21 protein-coding genes are annotated in these 16418 nt (G+C 69.1%); 7 read left to right on the forward strand and 14 right to left on the reverse strand.

Annotated elements, in window-relative coordinates; all coding sequences use genetic code 11:
* Window positions 1–5 precede the first annotated feature (5 nt).
* Together VGB24_RS09005 and VGB24_RS09010 are read right to left on the reverse strand one after the other, a co-directional pair.
* Window positions 6–248 (reverse strand): hypothetical protein, encoded by a 243-nt coding sequence (locus tag VGB24_RS09005; protein ID WP_331072613.1) that lies wholly within the window; start codon window positions 246–248, stop codon window positions 6–8.
* An 82-nt stretch (window positions 249–330) separates the two neighbouring features.
* A complete protein-coding gene (locus VGB24_RS09010; protein WP_331072614.1) occupies window positions 331–525 on the reverse strand; it encodes a hypothetical protein in 195 nt (64 codons plus the stop codon).
* 222 nt (window positions 526–747) lie between these two features.
* Between VGB24_RS09010 and VGB24_RS09015 the strand changes: the two genes are divergently transcribed.
* From VGB24_RS09015 to VGB24_RS09025, 3 genes are read left to right on the forward strand one after another with little or no spacing between them, the layout of a single operon-like run.
* Window positions 748–2310: an amidohydrolase gene (locus tag VGB24_RS09015; protein ID WP_331072615.1), complete on the forward strand. Its 1563-nt coding sequence runs from the start codon at window positions 748–750 to the stop codon at window positions 2308–2310.
* Window positions 2311–2342: 32 nt separating this feature from the next.
* Complete coding sequence (locus VGB24_RS09020) at window positions 2343–2714, forward strand: hypothetical protein (RefSeq protein ID WP_331072616.1); 372 nt, start codon at window positions 2343–2345, stop codon at window positions 2712–2714.
* Window positions 2711–3484 (forward strand): NAD-dependent deacylase, encoded by a 774-nt coding sequence (locus tag VGB24_RS09025; RefSeq protein WP_331072617.1) that lies wholly within the window; start codon window positions 2711–2713, stop codon window positions 3482–3484. Before VGB24_RS09020 ends, VGB24_RS09025 begins: the two co-directional genes overlap by 4 nt.
* A gap of 169 nt (window positions 3485–3653) precedes the next feature.
* Here VGB24_RS09025 and VGB24_RS09030 read toward each other — a convergent pair whose 3' ends face one another.
* Window positions 3654–4484: a hypothetical protein gene (locus tag VGB24_RS09030; RefSeq protein ID WP_331072618.1), complete on the reverse strand. Its 831-nt coding sequence runs from the start codon at window positions 4482–4484 to the stop codon at window positions 3654–3656.
* A gap of 291 nt (window positions 4485–4775) precedes the next feature.
* On the opposite strand from VGB24_RS09030, the gene VGB24_RS09035 reads away from it, so the two are divergent.
* Window positions 4776–6263, forward strand: a complete 1488-nt coding sequence (locus VGB24_RS09035) for a hypothetical protein (RefSeq protein WP_331072619.1) — start codon at window positions 4776–4778, stop codon at window positions 6261–6263.
* Between the two features lie 31 nt (window positions 6264–6294).
* Complete coding sequence (locus VGB24_RS09040; RefSeq protein WP_331072620.1) at window positions 6295–6984, forward strand: aspartate/glutamate racemase family protein; 690 nt, start codon at window positions 6295–6297, stop codon at window positions 6982–6984.
* Between the two features lie 71 nt (window positions 6985–7055).
* On the opposite strand, the gene VGB24_RS09045 is transcribed toward VGB24_RS09040, so the two are convergent.
* From VGB24_RS09045 to VGB24_RS09080, 8 genes are all read right to left on the reverse strand, one after another.
* Window positions 7056–7328 carry a hypothetical protein gene (locus tag VGB24_RS09045; protein ID WP_331072621.1) on the reverse strand — a complete coding sequence of 91 codons (273 nt, stop codon included), beginning with the start codon at window positions 7326–7328 and terminating at the stop codon, window positions 7056–7058.
* Window positions 7329–7543: 215 nt separating this feature from the next.
* The gene (locus tag VGB24_RS09050; protein ID WP_331072622.1) at window positions 7544–7915 is read right to left on the reverse strand and encodes a metal-sensitive transcriptional regulator; all 372 of its coding nucleotides are present in this window, start codon (window positions 7913–7915) and stop codon (window positions 7544–7546) included.
* Between the two features lie 30 nt (window positions 7916–7945).
* Window positions 7946–8287 carry a thioredoxin gene (gene trxA / locus VGB24_RS09055; RefSeq protein WP_331072623.1) on the reverse strand — a complete coding sequence of 114 codons (342 nt, stop codon included), beginning with the start codon at window positions 8285–8287 and terminating at the stop codon, window positions 7946–7948.
* Between the two features lie 100 nt (window positions 8288–8387).
* Entirely contained in the window at window positions 8388–10799 is a 2412-nt protein-coding gene (locus tag VGB24_RS09060; protein WP_331072624.1) for a heavy metal translocating P-type ATPase, read from the reverse strand.
* A gap of 16 nt (window positions 10800–10815) precedes the next feature.
* Window positions 10816–11193 (reverse strand): cupredoxin domain-containing protein, encoded by a 378-nt coding sequence (locus VGB24_RS09065; RefSeq protein ID WP_331072625.1) that lies wholly within the window; start codon window positions 11191–11193, stop codon window positions 10816–10818.
* Entirely contained in the window at window positions 11193–11402 is a 210-nt protein-coding gene (locus VGB24_RS09070; RefSeq protein WP_331072626.1) for a heavy-metal-associated domain-containing protein, read from the reverse strand. The genes VGB24_RS09065 and VGB24_RS09070 overlap by 1 nt, the downstream gene beginning before the upstream one ends.
* A gap of 167 nt (window positions 11403–11569) precedes the next feature.
* Window positions 11570–11815 carry a hypothetical protein gene (locus tag VGB24_RS09075; protein ID WP_331072627.1) on the reverse strand — a complete coding sequence of 82 codons (246 nt, stop codon included), beginning with the start codon at window positions 11813–11815 and terminating at the stop codon, window positions 11570–11572.
* Between the two features lie 31 nt (window positions 11816–11846).
* Window positions 11847–12977 carry a ribonuclease D gene (locus VGB24_RS09080; RefSeq protein WP_331072628.1) on the reverse strand — a complete coding sequence of 377 codons (1131 nt, stop codon included), beginning with the start codon at window positions 12975–12977 and terminating at the stop codon, window positions 11847–11849.
* 150 nt (window positions 12978–13127) lie between these two features.
* Between VGB24_RS09080 and VGB24_RS09085 the strand changes: the two genes are divergently transcribed.
* Window positions 13128–13916, forward strand: coding sequence for a hypothetical protein (locus tag VGB24_RS09085; RefSeq protein WP_331072629.1), 789 nt, complete (start codon window positions 13128–13130; stop codon window positions 13914–13916).
* 27 nt (window positions 13917–13943) lie between these two features.
* On the opposite strand, the gene VGB24_RS09090 is transcribed toward VGB24_RS09085, so the two are convergent.
* Window positions 13944–14360 (reverse strand): hypothetical protein, encoded by a 417-nt coding sequence (locus VGB24_RS09090; protein WP_331072630.1) that lies wholly within the window; start codon window positions 14358–14360, stop codon window positions 13944–13946.
* 76 nt (window positions 14361–14436) lie between these two features.
* Window positions 14437–14643, reverse strand: a complete 207-nt coding sequence (locus VGB24_RS09095; protein WP_331072631.1) for a hypothetical protein — start codon at window positions 14641–14643, stop codon at window positions 14437–14439.
* Between the two features lie 97 nt (window positions 14644–14740).
* Between VGB24_RS09095 and VGB24_RS09100 the strand changes: the two genes are divergently transcribed.
* Window positions 14741–15019 (forward strand): oxidative damage protection protein, encoded by a 279-nt coding sequence (locus tag VGB24_RS09100; RefSeq protein WP_331072632.1) that lies wholly within the window; start codon window positions 14741–14743, stop codon window positions 15017–15019.
* A 227-nt stretch (window positions 15020–15246) separates the two neighbouring features.
* Here VGB24_RS09100 and VGB24_RS09105 read toward each other — a convergent pair whose 3' ends face one another.
* The gene (locus VGB24_RS09105) at window positions 15247–16338 is read right to left on the reverse strand and encodes a DUF1611 domain-containing protein (protein ID WP_331072633.1); all 1092 of its coding nucleotides are present in this window, start codon (window positions 16336–16338) and stop codon (window positions 15247–15249) included.
* Window positions 16339–16418: the final 80 nt, after the last annotated feature.

Below are 16418 nucleotides of genomic sequence, written 5' to 3' on the forward strand. Positions count from 1 at the left end.
ACGCATCAAACCTCCCGCAGGTCGAAGCGCATGCTTACCGGGATGGATGAGGCGCCGCGGCGAGCGGCCGCTTCTTCGCGTGCTCGTTGCTCGACCTTGTTGATTACGAAGCCCTGCCGCTCGTACCACCCGACCAACTCGGGCCGGGCGTCCAGGACGACGTAGCGGCACGCGACCATCGCCGCCACAGCGGATTTGAAGTCGAGCGGGACGGAGATGTCGAGCCGGCGGCGTTCGGGGAGCATCATCGCGTGCATCCAGTCCGTCGTAAGTCCACGTGTGGCGGAAAAGGACTAAAGCAATCGGGCGAGCCGACCTTGGCTCGCCCGTTCACGATTTCGTTCCGGCTCGGTGTGCTTCGGTACATGCACGTTCTTCCCGTTCAAGGCGTTCGCGAACGGCGCGCATCATCCGGACGCGCTCGAAGGTTGCCCGGCGCTCCGGCGTATCGGCGGGTGGTTTGCTCATCTCGTCCATGAGCTCCATCCAGCCTTCGAGACTGAGGATCGTGGGTTCCATGCTCATTCGCATCTCAGATCGGTTCGGATGGAGCAGACGATGCCAACGATCCGCAGGCGTGTCAAGGGTGTCCAGAATCCGCTATCGTTGGTACATCCGATGCCGCTGCAACGCCTTGCAGATACTGCAATCCATACCCGGGCTCCGCCCGCCCCTGGCCCCAGCCGCCACGTCTGCGCATCTTCGCTCGCTGTCCCGTGACCTGATCCTCTCGACCGCGCCCGCTCGATGTCCGACCTGATCCTTACCGCCCGGCGCATTCACGTTTTGGGCACCCACGCGCCCGTGCAGGCGCTGCTCATCCGCGATGGGCGGATCGTCGTCGCGGGGACGGCGGACGAGGCGCGCGGGGCGGCGCTGCCGGGCGCGGCAACGGAGCACGTGGACGGCGTGGTGACGCCGGGGCTGACGGACGCGCACGTGCACCTGACCACGTGGGCGCTCGCCCGGCGGCGCGTGGACCTGAACGCCGCGCCGACGCTGGGCGACGGGGTCGCCGCCGTGGCGGAGGCCGCGCGTGCGGGCGAGGGATGGGTGCGGGGGCTGGGGTGGGACCGGCATCGCTGGGGCGCCCTGCCGACCAAGGAGCCGCTGGATCGGGTGTGCCCCGGCCGTCCCGTGTTCCTGCAGAGCCACGACCTGCACGGTATATGGGTCAACAGCGAGGCCCTGCGCCGCTGCGGCATCACCCGGGATACGCCGGACCCTGACGGCGGCGAGATCGTGCGCGACCCCGCCACGGGCGAGCCCACCGGCGTGCTGCTGGAAGAGGCGATGAAGCTCGTGTCCGCGCACCTCCCCGCCGATTCGCCGGAGGACGTGCGCGCCGCGCTGCTGGATGCCCAGCGCGAGTGCCATGCGCTGGGCCTCACCGGCGTGCACTCGGTGGAGGTGACCGGGCTCCAGGACTTCAGCGCGATGGAGCAGGATGGCGTGCTGCGCCTTCGCGTGCTGCAGGCCATTCAGCTCACCCAGCTGAAGAACGCCATCGGGGTGGGCCTCCGCAGCGGGTTCGGCGGAGAGTGGATCCGCATCGGCGGGCTGAAGATGTTCCTGGACGGGGCGCTGGGCTCGCGCACCGCCTGGATGCGCGAGCCGTACGAGGGCACGCCCGGCAACCTGGGCATCAGCACGCTGCCGCCCGACGAGTTCCGCGCTCACGTCCGCCGGGCCGCGGAGGCGGGGATCTCGTCTACGGTGCACGCCATCGGCGACGCGGCGGTGGAGCTGGCGATCGCCGTGCTGGGAGCGGCGCCTCGCATCGCCGCGATGCCGCACCGCATCGAGCACGTGCAGCTGTGTCCGCCCGACCTGTGGGAGCGGGCCGGGCGCTCGGGGCTGATCGGGTCGATGCAGCCAATCCACCTGATGACCGACATCCCCACCGCCGAGCGCAACTGGGGGCACGAGCGGTCGCGCGGCGCCTATCCGTTCTCGCACCTGCTGCGCGCGGGGATGACGCTGGCCTTCGGCTCGGACGTGCCGGTGGAATCGTGCGATCCTCGGCTGGGGCTGTTCTCCGCCGTCAATCGCGTGGGGTGGGGTGGAGAGCCGGCGGATGGATGGTGGCAGGAGAACGCCGTTACGCCGGAGCAGGCGCTGCGGGCCTACACCGAGGGTCCCGCCGCCGCCGCGGGGCTGGCGCACCGCACCGGCCGCCTGCTCCCCGGCTACGACGCCGACCTCGTGGCGTGGGACGTCGACCCGCTCGCGTGCACGCCGGACGAGGTGCGCGGGATGACCTGCCTGCTGACCATGGTGGCGGGCGAAACCGTCCACCGCGCCGCCTGACTTCGCCCGCATCGCATTGGGATCAACGACGCATGGATGCCGAAACGACCGTCCTCTACCGCCCTGTTGGCGTCGCGGAGCTGGAGTTGATCGAGCGGAGCGGACGGCGCGCGTTTCCGCCCCGCCTCGCGCACCAGCCGTTCTTCTATCCCATCGCCAACGAGGCGTACGCCGTGCAGATCGCGCGAGACTGGAACACGAAGGACGCGGCGTCGGGATATGCGGGCTTCGTGACGCGGTTCCAGGTGCGGAGCGAGTTCCTGGCTCGCTACCCGCTCCAGACCGCGGGCGCGGCGGTGCACCGGGAGTACTGGATTCCCGCGGAAGACATGCACGAGTTCAACCGCAGCATCATTGGAAGGATCGACGTGGTGGCGGAGTTCCGCGGCGAGGTGCCGGCGTGACGCCGGAAGGGCTGGCGCGCGCGGCGGAGATCCTTGCCCGGGCCGAGCGCGTGGTGGTGAGCAGCGGGGCGGGGATGTCCAAGGAGAGCGGCATCCCCACCTTTCGCGACGCCATGGAGGGGCTGTGGGCCAACTTCGACCCGCAGGAGCTGGCGACGGAGCAGGGATTTCGCCGCGACCCGCGCCGGGTGTGGGGCTGGTATGCGTGGCGGCGCCAGCGGATCGCGGAGGCGCGGCCCAACGCGGGACACTTCGCGGTCGCGGAGATGGCGACGGTCATCCCCTCGCTGGCGGTCGTGACGCAGAACGTCGACGGGCTGCACACCGACGCGGGATCGGCGGATGTCATCGAGGTGCACGGGAGCATCCGCCGCGTGAAGTGCCTGGACCGCGGGCACCTCTTCTCCGGCGACCTGCCTCCGTACGAGGACGGAGAGGAGCAGGACCCGCCCGCGTGCCCGGTCTGTGGCTCGCCGCTGCGCCCCGACGTGGTGTGGTTCGGCGAGATGCTGCCCGTCGCGGCCGTCGAACGCGCGTGGTCTCTCGCCGGCCGCTGCGATGCCATGCTGCTGATCGGCACCAGCGGCACCGTATGGCCCGCGGCCGAGCTGCCGCTGGTGGCGCGCCGGGCGGGAGCACGCATCATCGAGGTAAACCCCGTTCCCTCCGAGCTCACCCACGCCGCCGACGTGTTCCTGCAGGGCCCGGCCGGCCAAGTGGTCCCCACGCTCCTCGACGAAATCCGCCGCCGGAAGCTCCTGGGGGGCTGAGCTATCCGACTCGTCGGGAGGAGCATCAGCGATAGGCTAGACAGGACGTCTTCATAGACCGAGGGCTTAACAGGCCCCTCTGCATAGACTTAGCTACTGCCGTTTGTGAATTCGTCCGCGAATTCACAAACGGCGTGGGGCTGTGGGGGCCCGCCAAGGCTCATTGGCCCTACTCGTCACGAAGTCCTAACTGCTTGTCGTGCCACGTTGTGAACCGCTGCATAGTACCGTCGTACAGCGCCTTCGGCGCATCTACCGGCAATTGTAGTCTGGTCCGCACCTCGGCCGCGAACGACTTGTGGGACAGAGGATAGAGTTGGTGCTTCAGGATCAACACGAACCCGCCTTGTCTGATTACATCGAGTACCCAGATGCGAGGCATCGCACGCACGACAAAGAGTGGAATCACCTGCAAATGTGCGCAGATGTTCAGTTTGGTTCGAAATTCCTTGTCATCGATGTAGGGCAGCGTGTTCTTCACCTCCATGCCATAAACGCGGGCATCACGCTCAAACAAAAAATCAAGATTGTGTTCCGTCCTCGTCCATTCGCGACCATCAAAGCCCCTAGCCTCGCGCCCTCGCTGTACGAAGCCGAACCGTCCGAACCCATCACTCACCAGCAACTCGCCCGTGTTCCCTAGCGCGGCCGTGAATTCCGGATCAGAGTACCGCTCGACCAGCCGCTGGATCTCTTTGATCTCACGTCGATTATAACGATTGCTCCTGTGCCAGACGTAGTTGATCGGCGCGCCGTAGGAGAGGGTCCGCTTCTCCAAACGAATGGAACCCTCGTCAGCAAGGATCTTCAAAGCCCGGAGGGTGATCCAGTGAAAGTATGTTCCCTCGAATAGTACCTGCACCTGACGGGAACTGAAAACTTGCCTGTTGGTCTCGAAAAATATGCGCAACTCGGCTACCGCCTTCGCCTCGACATGGTCGGGCGGGCGGAACTCATCCCCAAACTCCTCATCCGCTCCAAAGTAGTCGTCGTAATCCATGCTGGAGAGTATAAGATGGCTCCAGTGCTCGCGGTAGGCTGAACATGTTCAGGGGGTACAGCGCTTCCGCTGGCGAAATTGTGGGCGTGCGTGGGACAATGCAGTGCCTTGGTCCCCCGGAGACTTCGAGGCAAGAAAGTGGGTTGGCTCGTACGATCCCCGCTTCGATCCTGATTGGGCGCGCCCGATTTACAACCATTGCCCGCCCGTGTGTACGCTCGCATGTTGCTGGGCAGAATTCCCGCGCGTCCACGCGCCTGTCCGATTGGTCCCCCCCGCCGCGGCTCTCCTATGTCCATCCATCACACGTTCATCCGCGCCGCTACGTGTGCGGCGCTGGCCCTGTGCGTCGCGCTGCCCGCCGCCGCGCAGCCGACGCTTCCGGTGGAGGTCTTCGCAGGGCGGATGGACTTCGGTTCGCGGACGGGGCTGCGCGACCAGGACCTGGCCGGCGTGCGGCTGGGGCTGGACATCCGCGACTACGCGGGGATCAGCGGCTTCTACTGGCGGGGCGTGGACCGCGAGAACAGCAAGGCCGCGCCCGTGCAGGCGTTCGGCGCCGAGGCGCAGCTGAACCTGAACTCCGGCCGCGGTCTGACGCCCTTCCTGGTAGGCGGCGTCGGCCGGATCGACTTCCTGGAGGGCTACGCCGATTCCACGGCGGCCATGCCGGAAGACATCAAAGCGCTGATCGCCGGGGGCGGCGCGCGGCTGGACCTGGGCCGCGTGGGCCTGGTGGGCGCGGTGCGCAGCTACCTCTTCGAATCGCGCGACGAAGATTCCGAGGACCTGCGCAGCAACCTGCTGTTCAGCGCCGGATTGTCGTTCCGCCTGGGCTCGTCCGGCCGCCGCGCCGCGGTGGCCGCCGCGCCCAACGTGATCCGGCAGACGCCCGACACGGTGTACGTGTCTCGCGAGGGCGCCGCGCAGCCCGCCCGTGGAGCGGCAGCGCGTGACGAGTCGGAGCGCTTCATCACCATCCCCATCCCCAAGGAGGGCGAGATCTACCTGCGCTACGGCCCGGCGGATTCGTCCGCGGTGAACCGGCGCCCGGCGGTCAACGGCCCGCCGATGACGGATGCGCAGGTGAACGACATCCGCCGCCAGGTGCTGGCGGACCTGGAGCCCGTGCTGCGCGGGCTGATGGCCGAGCAGCGCGAGCAGATGCGCGACCTGATCCGCGACGAGGTGGCGCGCGTGGGCGCCGCCGGGCTGTCGCCCGCCGAGGAGGCGCGGATGCTGGAGCTGGTGGAGGCCCGGCTGGCGCTGCGCCTGCGCGACGAGGTGGCGCGCGCCAGCGTGGAGCCGGGCGTAGCGCCCGCGCCCGCGCCGGCGGGGAGCGGCTTCGATCCGCGTCCGCGGGCGTGGTGGCCGTACGCGGGCGGCAACCTGGACCGGCCGCGCCAGTTCCTGCTGGGGATCCGCACGGACCTGGGCCCGCTGAGCGCCTCGCGCCCCGCGCTGCGCCTGGTGCCCGAGGCCGCCATCGGCTTCGGCGAGGCCACCAACTCGGTGATGATCGCCGGGCACTTCCAGTACGACCTCGACACGGTCAGCCTGAGCGGCACGTCGATCATCCCGTACGGCTACGCAGGCCCCGGCTTCCTGTTCCTGGGCGATCCGCCGCGTGGCCGCGCGAAGACGGAGGCCGTGCTGAACTTCGGGTACGGCATCGTGGTGCCGGTGCCCAACCGCGGCTCGACGCCGCGCGTGTTCATCGAGCACCAGGGCGTGGACCTGTTCGACCTGAACCGCCTGATCATCGGCCTGCGGCTGTAGCCGACAATCCGGCGACGAACAGGAGAGCGGAATGCGCGTGATCGGGCTGCTGGGCGGGATGAGCTGGGAGTCGACGGCCGAGTACTACCGCATCATCAACCAGGAGGTGCGGCGGCGGGTAGGCGGGCAGCATTCCGCGCGCATCGTAATGTACAGCGTGGATTTTAACGATGTCGCGCAGCTGCAGCACGCGGGCGACTGGGATGGCTGCACTGCACTGCTGGCGGACGGCGCACGGCGGCTGAAGGCGGGCGGAGCGGACTTCGCGCTGCTGTGCACCAACACCATGCACAAGGTGCTGCCGCAGGCGGAGTCCGAGGTCGATCTGCCCTTCGTCCACATCGCCGATGCTACGGCGGCGGCGATTCGGGCGGCGGGGAAGACGCGGGTGGCGCTGCTGGGTACGCGCTTCACGATGGAGCACGACTTCTACCACGCGCGCCTGGCGGATTCCGGGATCGAGACGCTGATCCCCGGCGAGGTGGATCGGGAGACGGTCCACCGGGTGATCTACGACGAGCTTGTGCAGGGCGTGATTTCCGGCGAGTCCCGCCGGGAGTACGTCCGCATCATCCGCGCGCTGGCGGATCGCGGGGCTGAGGGTGTGATCCTCGGCTGCACCGAGATCCCCCTCCTGGTCGGCCCGGACGATTCCCCGGTTCCCCTGTTCGACACGACGCGCATCCACGCGGAGGCCGCGGTGGACCGGGCGCTCGCGTAGACCTGGCAGAAAAGAAGCGGGGGCAGGGCACCAGGTGCCCTGCCCCCCGCTTCATCCATCCAGCCCCGTGATTACGGGGTGGGCGTCTCGGCGCCCTCGGGCGTGGTGTTGCCACCCGCCGAGTCCATCGGGGCGGCGGTCGTGCCGGCGGCGCCGGCCGCGGCACCGGTGGAATCCATCGGCATGGTCGACGGCATCGGCGTGGTCGCGGCCGGATCGGTCACCGGCATGGTGCTCTCGGTGGTCGTCGTGGTCGCCTCGGTCGAGGCCTCCTCGGCGGCTTCGTCGCCACCGCCGCAGGCGGCCAGGGCGGAGAGCGCGAGCACTGCAAGCAGGTTCTTCATGATGAGCCTCTTTCGGAGTTTCGGTTCGCCGGGTGCTTCCATCGCCCCGGTTCGGCTCTCCTTAAAGCACTCGCCGTGCCGCATCCCGATCCGCGATAAAATCCAGCAAACATGCGGATTTCTGCTGATCGGACCTCCCGCGGCGATCCGTTCGCGCCGGTTCCGAACACCGTACCGAACACGCGGGAGTGTTCACTGAACAATCCTTGTACAAGCTAGCGGACGTTCTTGTACATCATGTCGATCAGCTCGTCGTACATCTTTTCGGCACCGTCGCCGCCACCCGTGATGGCGCCGGCGGCGCAATGCTTCAGGTGGTTGCGCATCAGCTCGCGGCCCACGCTGCGCAGCGCCTCGTGCACGGAGGCGATCTGGGTCATGATGTCGGCGCAGTAGCGGTCTTCTTCCACCATCCGCTGAAGGCCGCGCACCTGGCCCTCGATGCGCCGCAGCCGCTTGAGGTTGCGGTCCTTGATGGCCCCGTCCACCGCGAGGGCGTGCCGATCGCCCTCCCCGCCCGTGCCGCACCCGCAGCCGCAGGTGGCGGCATCCGCCTCCATCGCTCCATCGCCGCTGTTCGTCGCCATCTCTCGTCCCGGTTCGCGCGTGGATGCGGCCTACAGCAGCGCCGCCAGTTTGTTCTCGATGGCCTGCCGCGGCACGGCCCCGATCACCTGGTCCACCACCTTGCCGTCGCGGAAGATCAAAAAGGTGGGGAGCGAGCGGATGTTGAAGCGCGTGCTCACCTGCAGGTTGGCGTCGGTATCCACCTTGGCCACCTTCACCCGCCCGGCGTAGTCGCCGGCGATCTGCTTCACCGCCGGGTCCATCATCCGGCACGGCGCGCACCACGCGGCGCCGAAGTCCACCAGCACCAGCCCCTGCGCACCCTCCACCTCGGCCGCGAAGGTCTGGTCCGTCACCTCCAGCACGCCCGCCTTCGTCGTATCAACGCTCATCTCCGCCTCCTTTGCCGGTGTCCGCGCCCCGGCTCCCATCGGCCCGGGCGATCCACCGAATGTAGTGTGTGGACCGGAATTGGTCCACATCATGTTGTACTCAGGCCAGCTTTACGCCACGCAGGCGCAGGCTGTTGGCCACCACGCTCACCGAGCTGAACGCCATCGCCGCGCTGGCCAGGATGGGGCTCAGCAGCAGCCCCCACACCGGGTACAGCAGCCCGGCGGCGATGGGGATGCCGACGACGTTGTAGATGAAGGCCCAGAACAGGTTCTGCTTCATGGTCCTCATCGTCCGGCGCGACAGGTGGATGGCCGCCGCCACGCCGCCCAGGTCGCCGCGCATCAGGGTGACGTCGCTGGCCTCCATCGCCACGTCCGTCCCCGTGCCGATGGCGATGCCCACGTCGGCCTGGGCCAGCGCGGGGGCGTCGTTGATGCCGTCGCCCACCATCGCCACCACGACGCCCGCCTCCTGCAGGCGCTTGATCTCGGCCACCTTGCCCTCGGGCAGCACCTCGGCCACCACGCGGTCGATGCCCGCCTGCCTGGCGACGGCCTCGGCGGTCGCGCGGTTGTCGCCGGTGAGCATCACCACCTGCAGCCCCATCCGCTTCATCCGCGTGATGGCGGCTCGCGACGACGGCTTGATGGGGTCCGCCACGGCGGCGAGGCCGGCGAGCTGCCCATCCACCGCCACGTACATCGGGGTCTTGCCCTCACCCGCCAGCCGCTGCGCCTCCTCGCGCAGCGGGTCGGCCATGACGGAGTAGTCCGACATCAGCAGCGCGTTTCCGATGGCCACCGCGCGCCCGTCCACCACGCCCAGCACCCCGCGGCCGGTGACGGACTGGAAGCTTTCCGCTTCCGAAAGCGGCAGCCCCAGCTCCTCCGCGCGGTTGACGATGGCATCCGCCAGCGGGTGCTCGGACGACGCCTCCACCGACGCCACCAGCCGCAGCAGCTCGCCCTCGCTCGCTACGGGCGATCCGGGCGCCAGCATCAGCTCCGTGACCGTGGGCCGCCCCTCGGTGACGGTTCCCGTCTTGTCGAGCACCACCGTGCGGACGTCGCGCGCCCGCTGCAGCGCCTCGCCGCCCTTGATCAGCACGCCGGCCTCGGCGCCCTTGCCCGTCGCCACCATCACCGCCGTGGGCACGGCGAGCCCCATGGCGCACGGGCAGGCGATGATCAGCACCGCCACCGCCGCGGCGAAGGCGCGCACCCCGGGTGCCGCATCAGCCGCCACGAACCAGACCACGAAGGTGGCGATGGCGATGGACAGGACCACGGGAACGAAGATGGCGCTGATGCGGTCCGCCAGCCGCTGGATGGGCGCCCGCGAGCCCTGCGCGTCGCGCATCAGCTTGACGATCTGCGAGAGCACGCTGTCCGCGCCCAGCGTGGTGGCCGTGTAGCGGAACGCGCCCGTGCGGTTGATGGTGCCGCCGATCACGCGGTCGCCCGCAGCCTTCTGCACCGGCAGCGACTCGCCGGTGAGCATCGACTCGTCCACCGCGCTCTGCCCGGAGGCCACCTGGCCGTCCACGGGAATGCGCTCGCCGGGCCGCACCAGCACCAGGTCGCCGTGCAGCACCTCGTCCACCGGCACGTCGGACTCGGCGCCGCCGCGGAGGACGCGCGCCGTCTTGGGCTGCAGGTTCGCCAGCGCACGGAGCGCGGACGAGGTCTGCCGCTTGGCGCGCGCCTCCATGGCGTTGCCCATCAGGATCAGCGCGATGATGAAGACCACCGCCTCGTAGTACACGTCCGGCTGCACGCCGCGGGCGATGAAGAAGCCCGGCGCCACCGTAGCCGCCACGGAGTAGACGAACGCCGCCCCCGTGCCGACCGCGATCAGCGTGTTCATGTCTGCCGAGTGGTGGCGGAAAGCGGCCCAGGCACGCGTGTAGAAGTGCCGCCCGGCCCACCCCATGATCCCCACTGTCAGCGCCAGCAGCCCGTACGCGATCACGCCGCGCGGAAGCTGGTACAGCCAGGGCAGGGCACCGGCGAGCGCGGGGTTCATCCACGCCATCGCCCAGCGCATGAACGGGTCTACCGTGGCCCCGTGCCCCGCGTGCACGTCCGCCGCCATCAGCGGCATGGAGGCGACCATCGCGATCATCGCCACGGCGAAACTGGCGAGCGCCTTGGTCCGCAGCTCGCGGAACTCCTCGTCCTGTGCGCGGTCCTGCGCCTCCTGCTCCGCAAACGCCGTCTGGTCGTCGCGGGCCAGGTCGGCGCCGTAGCCGGTGCCTCGGATCGTCTCCACCAGCGCCTGGGGCGAGGTGGCGCCCGGGTCGAAGTGAACCGTGGCGTTCTTCGTCATCAGGTTCACGGCCGCGGCCTGCACGCCGGGCTGCTTTTCCAGCGCCCGCTGCACGCGGCCGGAGCAGGCGGCGCACGTCATGCCGCTGACGGGAATCGTCACCTTGCCGGCCGCCGGCTGCATCGTCGCCATCGTCGGCGGCGTCCCCGCGTGCGTGTGGTGCTCGTGAGTGCTTTGCATGCTGTCTCTCACCCTTTCACTCGACCGTGAGCCTGCCGCGAAGCATGCTCATGCCGCAGGTGAACTCGTAGCTGCCCGCGCGCTCGGGCGTGATCTCGATCGCGGTCTGCTTGTGCGCCGGCAGGAACTTGCGGATGCCGAAGTCGGGAAAGACCACCTCCTCCGAGCACCCGGAAGTCTCCTGGCGATCGAAAACCAGCCGCACGGGCGACCCCTGCTTCACCTTCACGTGCGCGGGCTGGTAGCCGCCCTGCACGGTGATGGTCACCTGCTGCACCCCCGCCGCGCCGACCGCCGCCTCCGCCGTGGTGCGGCCCGCGAGAAAGAAGTACCAGTTGACCCAGGCGATGGCGGCAAGTCCGCCCACCACTACCATCCACTCGGTGGCGTTCATCACGCACCTCGCGGCTGATAGCCCTCGTCCGCGATGGCCGAGGCGATCGCATCCGTGGTGACCGCGCGCGGATCGTACCGCACCTCCGCCTCGCCCACGCGAACGCTCTCCACCTGCACCCCATCGATCCCCTCCAGCGCGCGCCTGACCGCTCCCACGCAGTGCCCGCAGCTCATCCCGTCGATTTTCAGCGTCAGCTTTTCCATCATCCCCTCCCGTGCAGAACTCCTCCGAATTACCCCCCACGGGTACCATTTTATATACCCCCATACCCTATGTCAAGGGCCGCTGCCGGGGAGAACGGAAACAGCCCCCGACGCCGCTGGCGCCGGGGGCTGCTCCTGTTCCTTGATCCCGATCTCCTATTTCCTGCCGTTCAGGCGATCCCCGCCGCCGTCTTGGCCCACTCCAGCCGGCGCCGCAGCTCCTTCTCGCTCATCGTGCCGATGGCCAGGTGCGCCGCATCGATGCTGTTGAAGTCGATGGGCGCGGTAACGGGCTCCGTGCCCGGCTCGTCGGCCAGGCGAAAGGCCAGCAGTGCGCCGTTGCGCAGGTGCGCCACTTTGGTGGGCAGGGCGACCGCTTCCCAGGTGCGGCCATGATCGTCGGTGATGCTCCTCATCCGGTCTATTCTCCAGGTCGTCGGCGATTCGTCAGCCGCGGTTGATGGCTTTCAGCAGGCCCTGGCCCACCGCCTCTACCTGCCAGGTGCGCACGCCGGGCACCTGCGCCAGCTCGTCGATGGTGCGGGGCTGCGCCCGGGCGATTTCCTCGAGCGTGGCGCGCGGGATCAGGAAGCCCGCGTCCAGGTTTAGCTGGTCGGCCAGGCGGGTGCGGGCGTCGCGCAGGGCCTCGAAGCGGGCCTCCTGCTCCGGGTCGCGTTCGAAGCGCTGTCCCCGCGGCCAGCGCGGAAGCTGGTCCTCCGGCACGTCCAGGCCGCGCTGCACGGCGGCCAGGATGTCGCGCCCGCGGCGTTGCGCCAGTCCCTCGGAAATGCCGGTGACGGACGGCAGGTCGCGCATGCTTCCCGGGGGCGAGGCGCTCATCTCCAGCAGCGCCTGGTTGCCCAGGATGCGGAAGGTGGCCTGGTCGCGCTCGCGGGCCACGCCCTCGCGCCACGCGTGAAGCTCGCGGAGGATGGCCAGGCCGCGCGGGGCCAGGTCGCGCGCGCCCTTGATGCGCATGAACGCTTCCTTGCCGTCTTCCGGCTCCGTCCAGCGCGTTCCCTCGCGGCGAAGGAACTCCTCCTGCGCCCAGTGCAGCCGGCCCATCTGCTCCAGCGCCGCCTTCAGGCGGTCGCGCAGGTCGGGAAGGTGCGCCGTGTCGGTGGCGGCGTACTGCTTCATCCCCTCCGACAGCGGGCGCTCGGCCCAGTCGGCGCGCTGGAACTCCTTGGGAAGCTTGATCCCCAGGTGCTTTTCGACGATGGTGCCCAGCCCCAGGGCGCGCTCGCCCAGGAAGGCGGCGGCGATCTGCGTGTCGAACAGCCCCGAAATGCCCATCCCGGCGTCTCGGTCAAGGATGCGCAGGTCGTAGTCGGCGTCGTGGAAGATCTTTTCGATCGAGGGATCTTCCAGCACCTCCTTCAGCGGCGACAGGTCCTCGACGGCGAGCGGATCCACCAGCCAGTTCTGCGTGCGCGACGAAACCTGCAGCAGGCTCAGCCGGTCGAAGTAGCGGTGGTAGCCGGCGGCTTCGGTGTCTACGCCCAGCAGCGGCTCCGCGCGCAGCGTCTGCGCCAGCTCGCGAAGTGCCTCGGGGGTGTCGATGGTCGTGTAGTCCATTCTCTCCGTTTCCCTGGAACCCGCAAAATCGCCCGCCGCGCGGGGCATCGCAAGGTCCGGGCTCCGGTGGCTGGACGGACCGGCGCGCGAGCGCCAGGTTATGCTGGCGCGCGGGACCGCGCGTTCTCGTAGCAAGATCCACACGGCACCATGACCATGCTTCTGTTGATCCAAGCGCAGCCCGCAGCCGACAATGCTGTCCTGGGACTGTACGGGATGGCGGTGATCGCCGCGTTCTTCATCGCCCTGCTGGGGAATTTTCATCTGCAGGCGGGGCAGGGGTGCCTGATCTTCGCCCTGATCTGGATGTGGATGGTGACGGGCACCAGCCTGGCGATGCGCGGGCATTTCGTGGCCTCCGCGGTCGTCGCGGGTGCCGGGTACTGGATGGCGCTGAAGTCGCACAAGCGGGCGCGTGAGGCCGAGGCGGAGGCGTGGCGCGCGAAGGAACGCGACGAATTGGAAGCGCGGCGGCAGAAGGACGAGGCACTGCGAAGGCAGCGCGCCATCGTTCCCGCGTCGGCGAAGCTGGTGGGCCTGGTGACGTACCGGGGCGGGCTTCCGGAACTGGAAGCCGGGCAGGTGGTGGAGCTGCTGGCCGCGGCGGAGAAGCTGTTCCTCGTGCCGGTGGACGTAGCGAAGCTGGCGGTGATGGTGGACGTCAGCCGGTCCACGCACCTGTGGGTCGCCGAGGCTACGGGAACCGTGGTGCTGGCGACCGACTCGGTGACAGGGTGGCCGCAGCAGGTGGAGTTCGGGCCGGCGGAGGGAGGAATCGCGAGTGCACGCGACCTCTACGCCCGCCTTGCCCGCGTGCTGCCCGCCCGCGCCCTGGCGAAGCCGGACCGCGCCCGGGCCGGCGCGATCCCCTGCCCGGGCTGCGGGGCCGCCATCGCCGCCGACGCACCCGCCTGCCGGTACTGCGGCCGACCGGCATGACCGCATCGGCCGGTCAGACGCCGCACATCAGAACACGCCGCCGTAGCCGCGCTTCCGCGCATCGGCCTTCAGCCACTGCCGTGCCCCGCCATTGTCCCGGTAGTACTTCGCATCTCCAGGCTCGCTGCCGACCATCACCACGCCGTCGTGGCTGATGTACACGTGTTCGGGGATGCCGGCGTCGCCGCCCGGGTTGTGGATCCGGAATCCGCGGAAACCCAGGATCCCCGGCGGCAGTTCCGCGGCAGCGGCTGGTGAAAGCGCGCGCAGTCGTTCGGCAAGTTCCACCGCGTCGGTTTCGCTCAGGACCCACCGGGGATTGGGGCGCCCGCTGAACGCATCCAGCTCCACGACAGCATCGGTGGCGCCCGCCTTGGGCTCGGCGGGCGCGGCGCAGCCCAGGGCGGACGCCATCAGGAGGGGAATGGCGAATCGAAGGCTCATCGGCGATACGTTGGAGGAGGGCGATGTGGATCGCACCCGTAAACGGCGGAGCGGGGCCGGTTCGGACAGGGGTGGATCAGCCCGGGTCATCGGCCGCGAGGATCGCCTCGATGAGCTCCTCGCCGCGGACACGGGTGCGGCCGCTGTTCATGGAGCGGCGCTCCTCCACGCGGCCGTCCGGGAGGCGCACCCGCACCAGCACGTGCGATGCAAAGGTCATCGCCGGGTTCCAGGTGGCGGTGCGGCCCTCGTCGGAGAGGCGCGCGGGAATGGGATCGGGCATGGGGATTGGACCGCGCCTTGCGCCACGGGTTACATTCGGTGGAAGCTGATGCGCCCGGCGGGCGCGCCTGACCAACACGAACAACCAACCGACTCAGATGGCCGACGTCACCTGCGGGCGCTGCGGAGAAACCAGGGCGGGAATGCCGTTCGCGCCGTTCAACAACGACCTGGGAAAGCGCATCCACGCCTCCATCTGCCAGGAGTGCTGGGCCCTGTGGCTGAAGCAGCAGACCATGCTCATCAACCACAACGGCCTGAACGTGCGCGACCCCGAGGCCAAGACGTTCCTGTACGACCAGACGGAAAAGTTCCTCTTCAGGAGCGGCGACGCCGAAGAGGTAGACACCAGCAAGCAGGGCACCATCCAGTGGTGAGCCCGGCGCGCTTGTGCGCGGCGCGCCATGCGGTTACCGTTGTGGCTGCACCCACGTGAACCAGCGAGACGCCATGACCGATCCCAAGACCTGCTGCTGCGACAAGTGCTGCTGTGAGGGCGACTGCTGCGCGGACTGCTGCTGCGAGCAGACCTGCTGCTGCTGACCTGAACGGCCGCACCGAAAATCGAAGAAGCCCCGCCATCCAGCGGGGCTTTTCGTTTTCGTCAGCCTGGCCGCGGTGCCGGGCGCTTCTGCGCGGCCGCGGCGAGGATGGCGTCGGCCAGGGGCTCCGAACCGAAGCGCACGGGGTCCGTCACCGGCAGTCCGGTCTCGTCCGCCGTACGCGCGATGGCGTCTCGCGCGGCGGCCTCGTCCATGTCGAACGTCACCAGCGAGATCCCGATCACCTTCGAGGGCCGCAGCGGCGCGATGGCGCTCTCGCAGATGGTGATCATCTCCGGCACCGTGGGGAGCGGCATCCACGCGTATACGCCGCCGCCGCCGTACGGGCAGGTGCGTGTGGGCTGGTGGCACAGGATCATCCCGTCGGGCATGGACCCGTGCAGCAGTCCCAGGGTGACGCCCGAGTAGCCCGGGTGCACCAGCGAGCCCTGGCCCTCCACCAGCACCACGTCGTTCCCCTCCGCGGCCCGCAGCACCAGCCGCTCCGCCGCGCCGCTGATGAAGTCGGCCACCACGGCATCGACGGCGATCCCCCATCCCTCGATCAGGATTCCCGTCTGCCCCGTGGCCGCGAAGCCCACCTTCGTGCCGCGGCGAGTAAGCGCGTCGCGGATGTGCAGCCCGGCGGTCATTTTGCCGATGTTGCAGTCGGTGCCCACGGTGAGCACGGTGTACGCATCCACGTTCCGCGCCCGCCCGCCGCTCACGGGCAGGTCCATCGGCGCCTTGCGCAGGTCGTGGATGGGAACGCCGCGCTCCGCCGCGAGGCCGGCGAGCTCCGGGTCGTCGGCGATGTGCGAGTGAAGCCCCGCGACGATCGGCAGCCCCGCCGCGATCGCCTGACGCAGCATGGGCCGCCACTCGGGCGGAAGCGCGCCCCCCTGCGGCGCAATGCCGATGAGCAGGGCCGTGGGACCCAGCGCCAGCCCCTCGTCCAGCGTTCCGACCACGGGAATGCCGCCCCCGAATCCAAGGACGTCCTGCACGGTCCTGCCGGCCAGGCGCGAGTCCATCACCCCCAGCACCCGGTCGGGAAGAAAGCGGACGGCACTGTTGGCCGTCTTGCTGGTCAGCGGCCCGAACTGCCCCTCGGCCACCACCAGGTAGCGGTACGTCGTGAGGTCGTGATTCATGGTGGGGAAGTGCGTGAGTGCTTGAAGTGCGTGAGTGCGTGAGTGCGTGAGTGCGTTAGTGCGTGAGTGCGTTAGTGCGT

It is taken from the genome of Longimicrobium sp., from assembly GCF_036399935.1.
GTDB lineage: Bacteria > Gemmatimonadota > Gemmatimonadetes > Longimicrobiales > Longimicrobiaceae > Longimicrobium.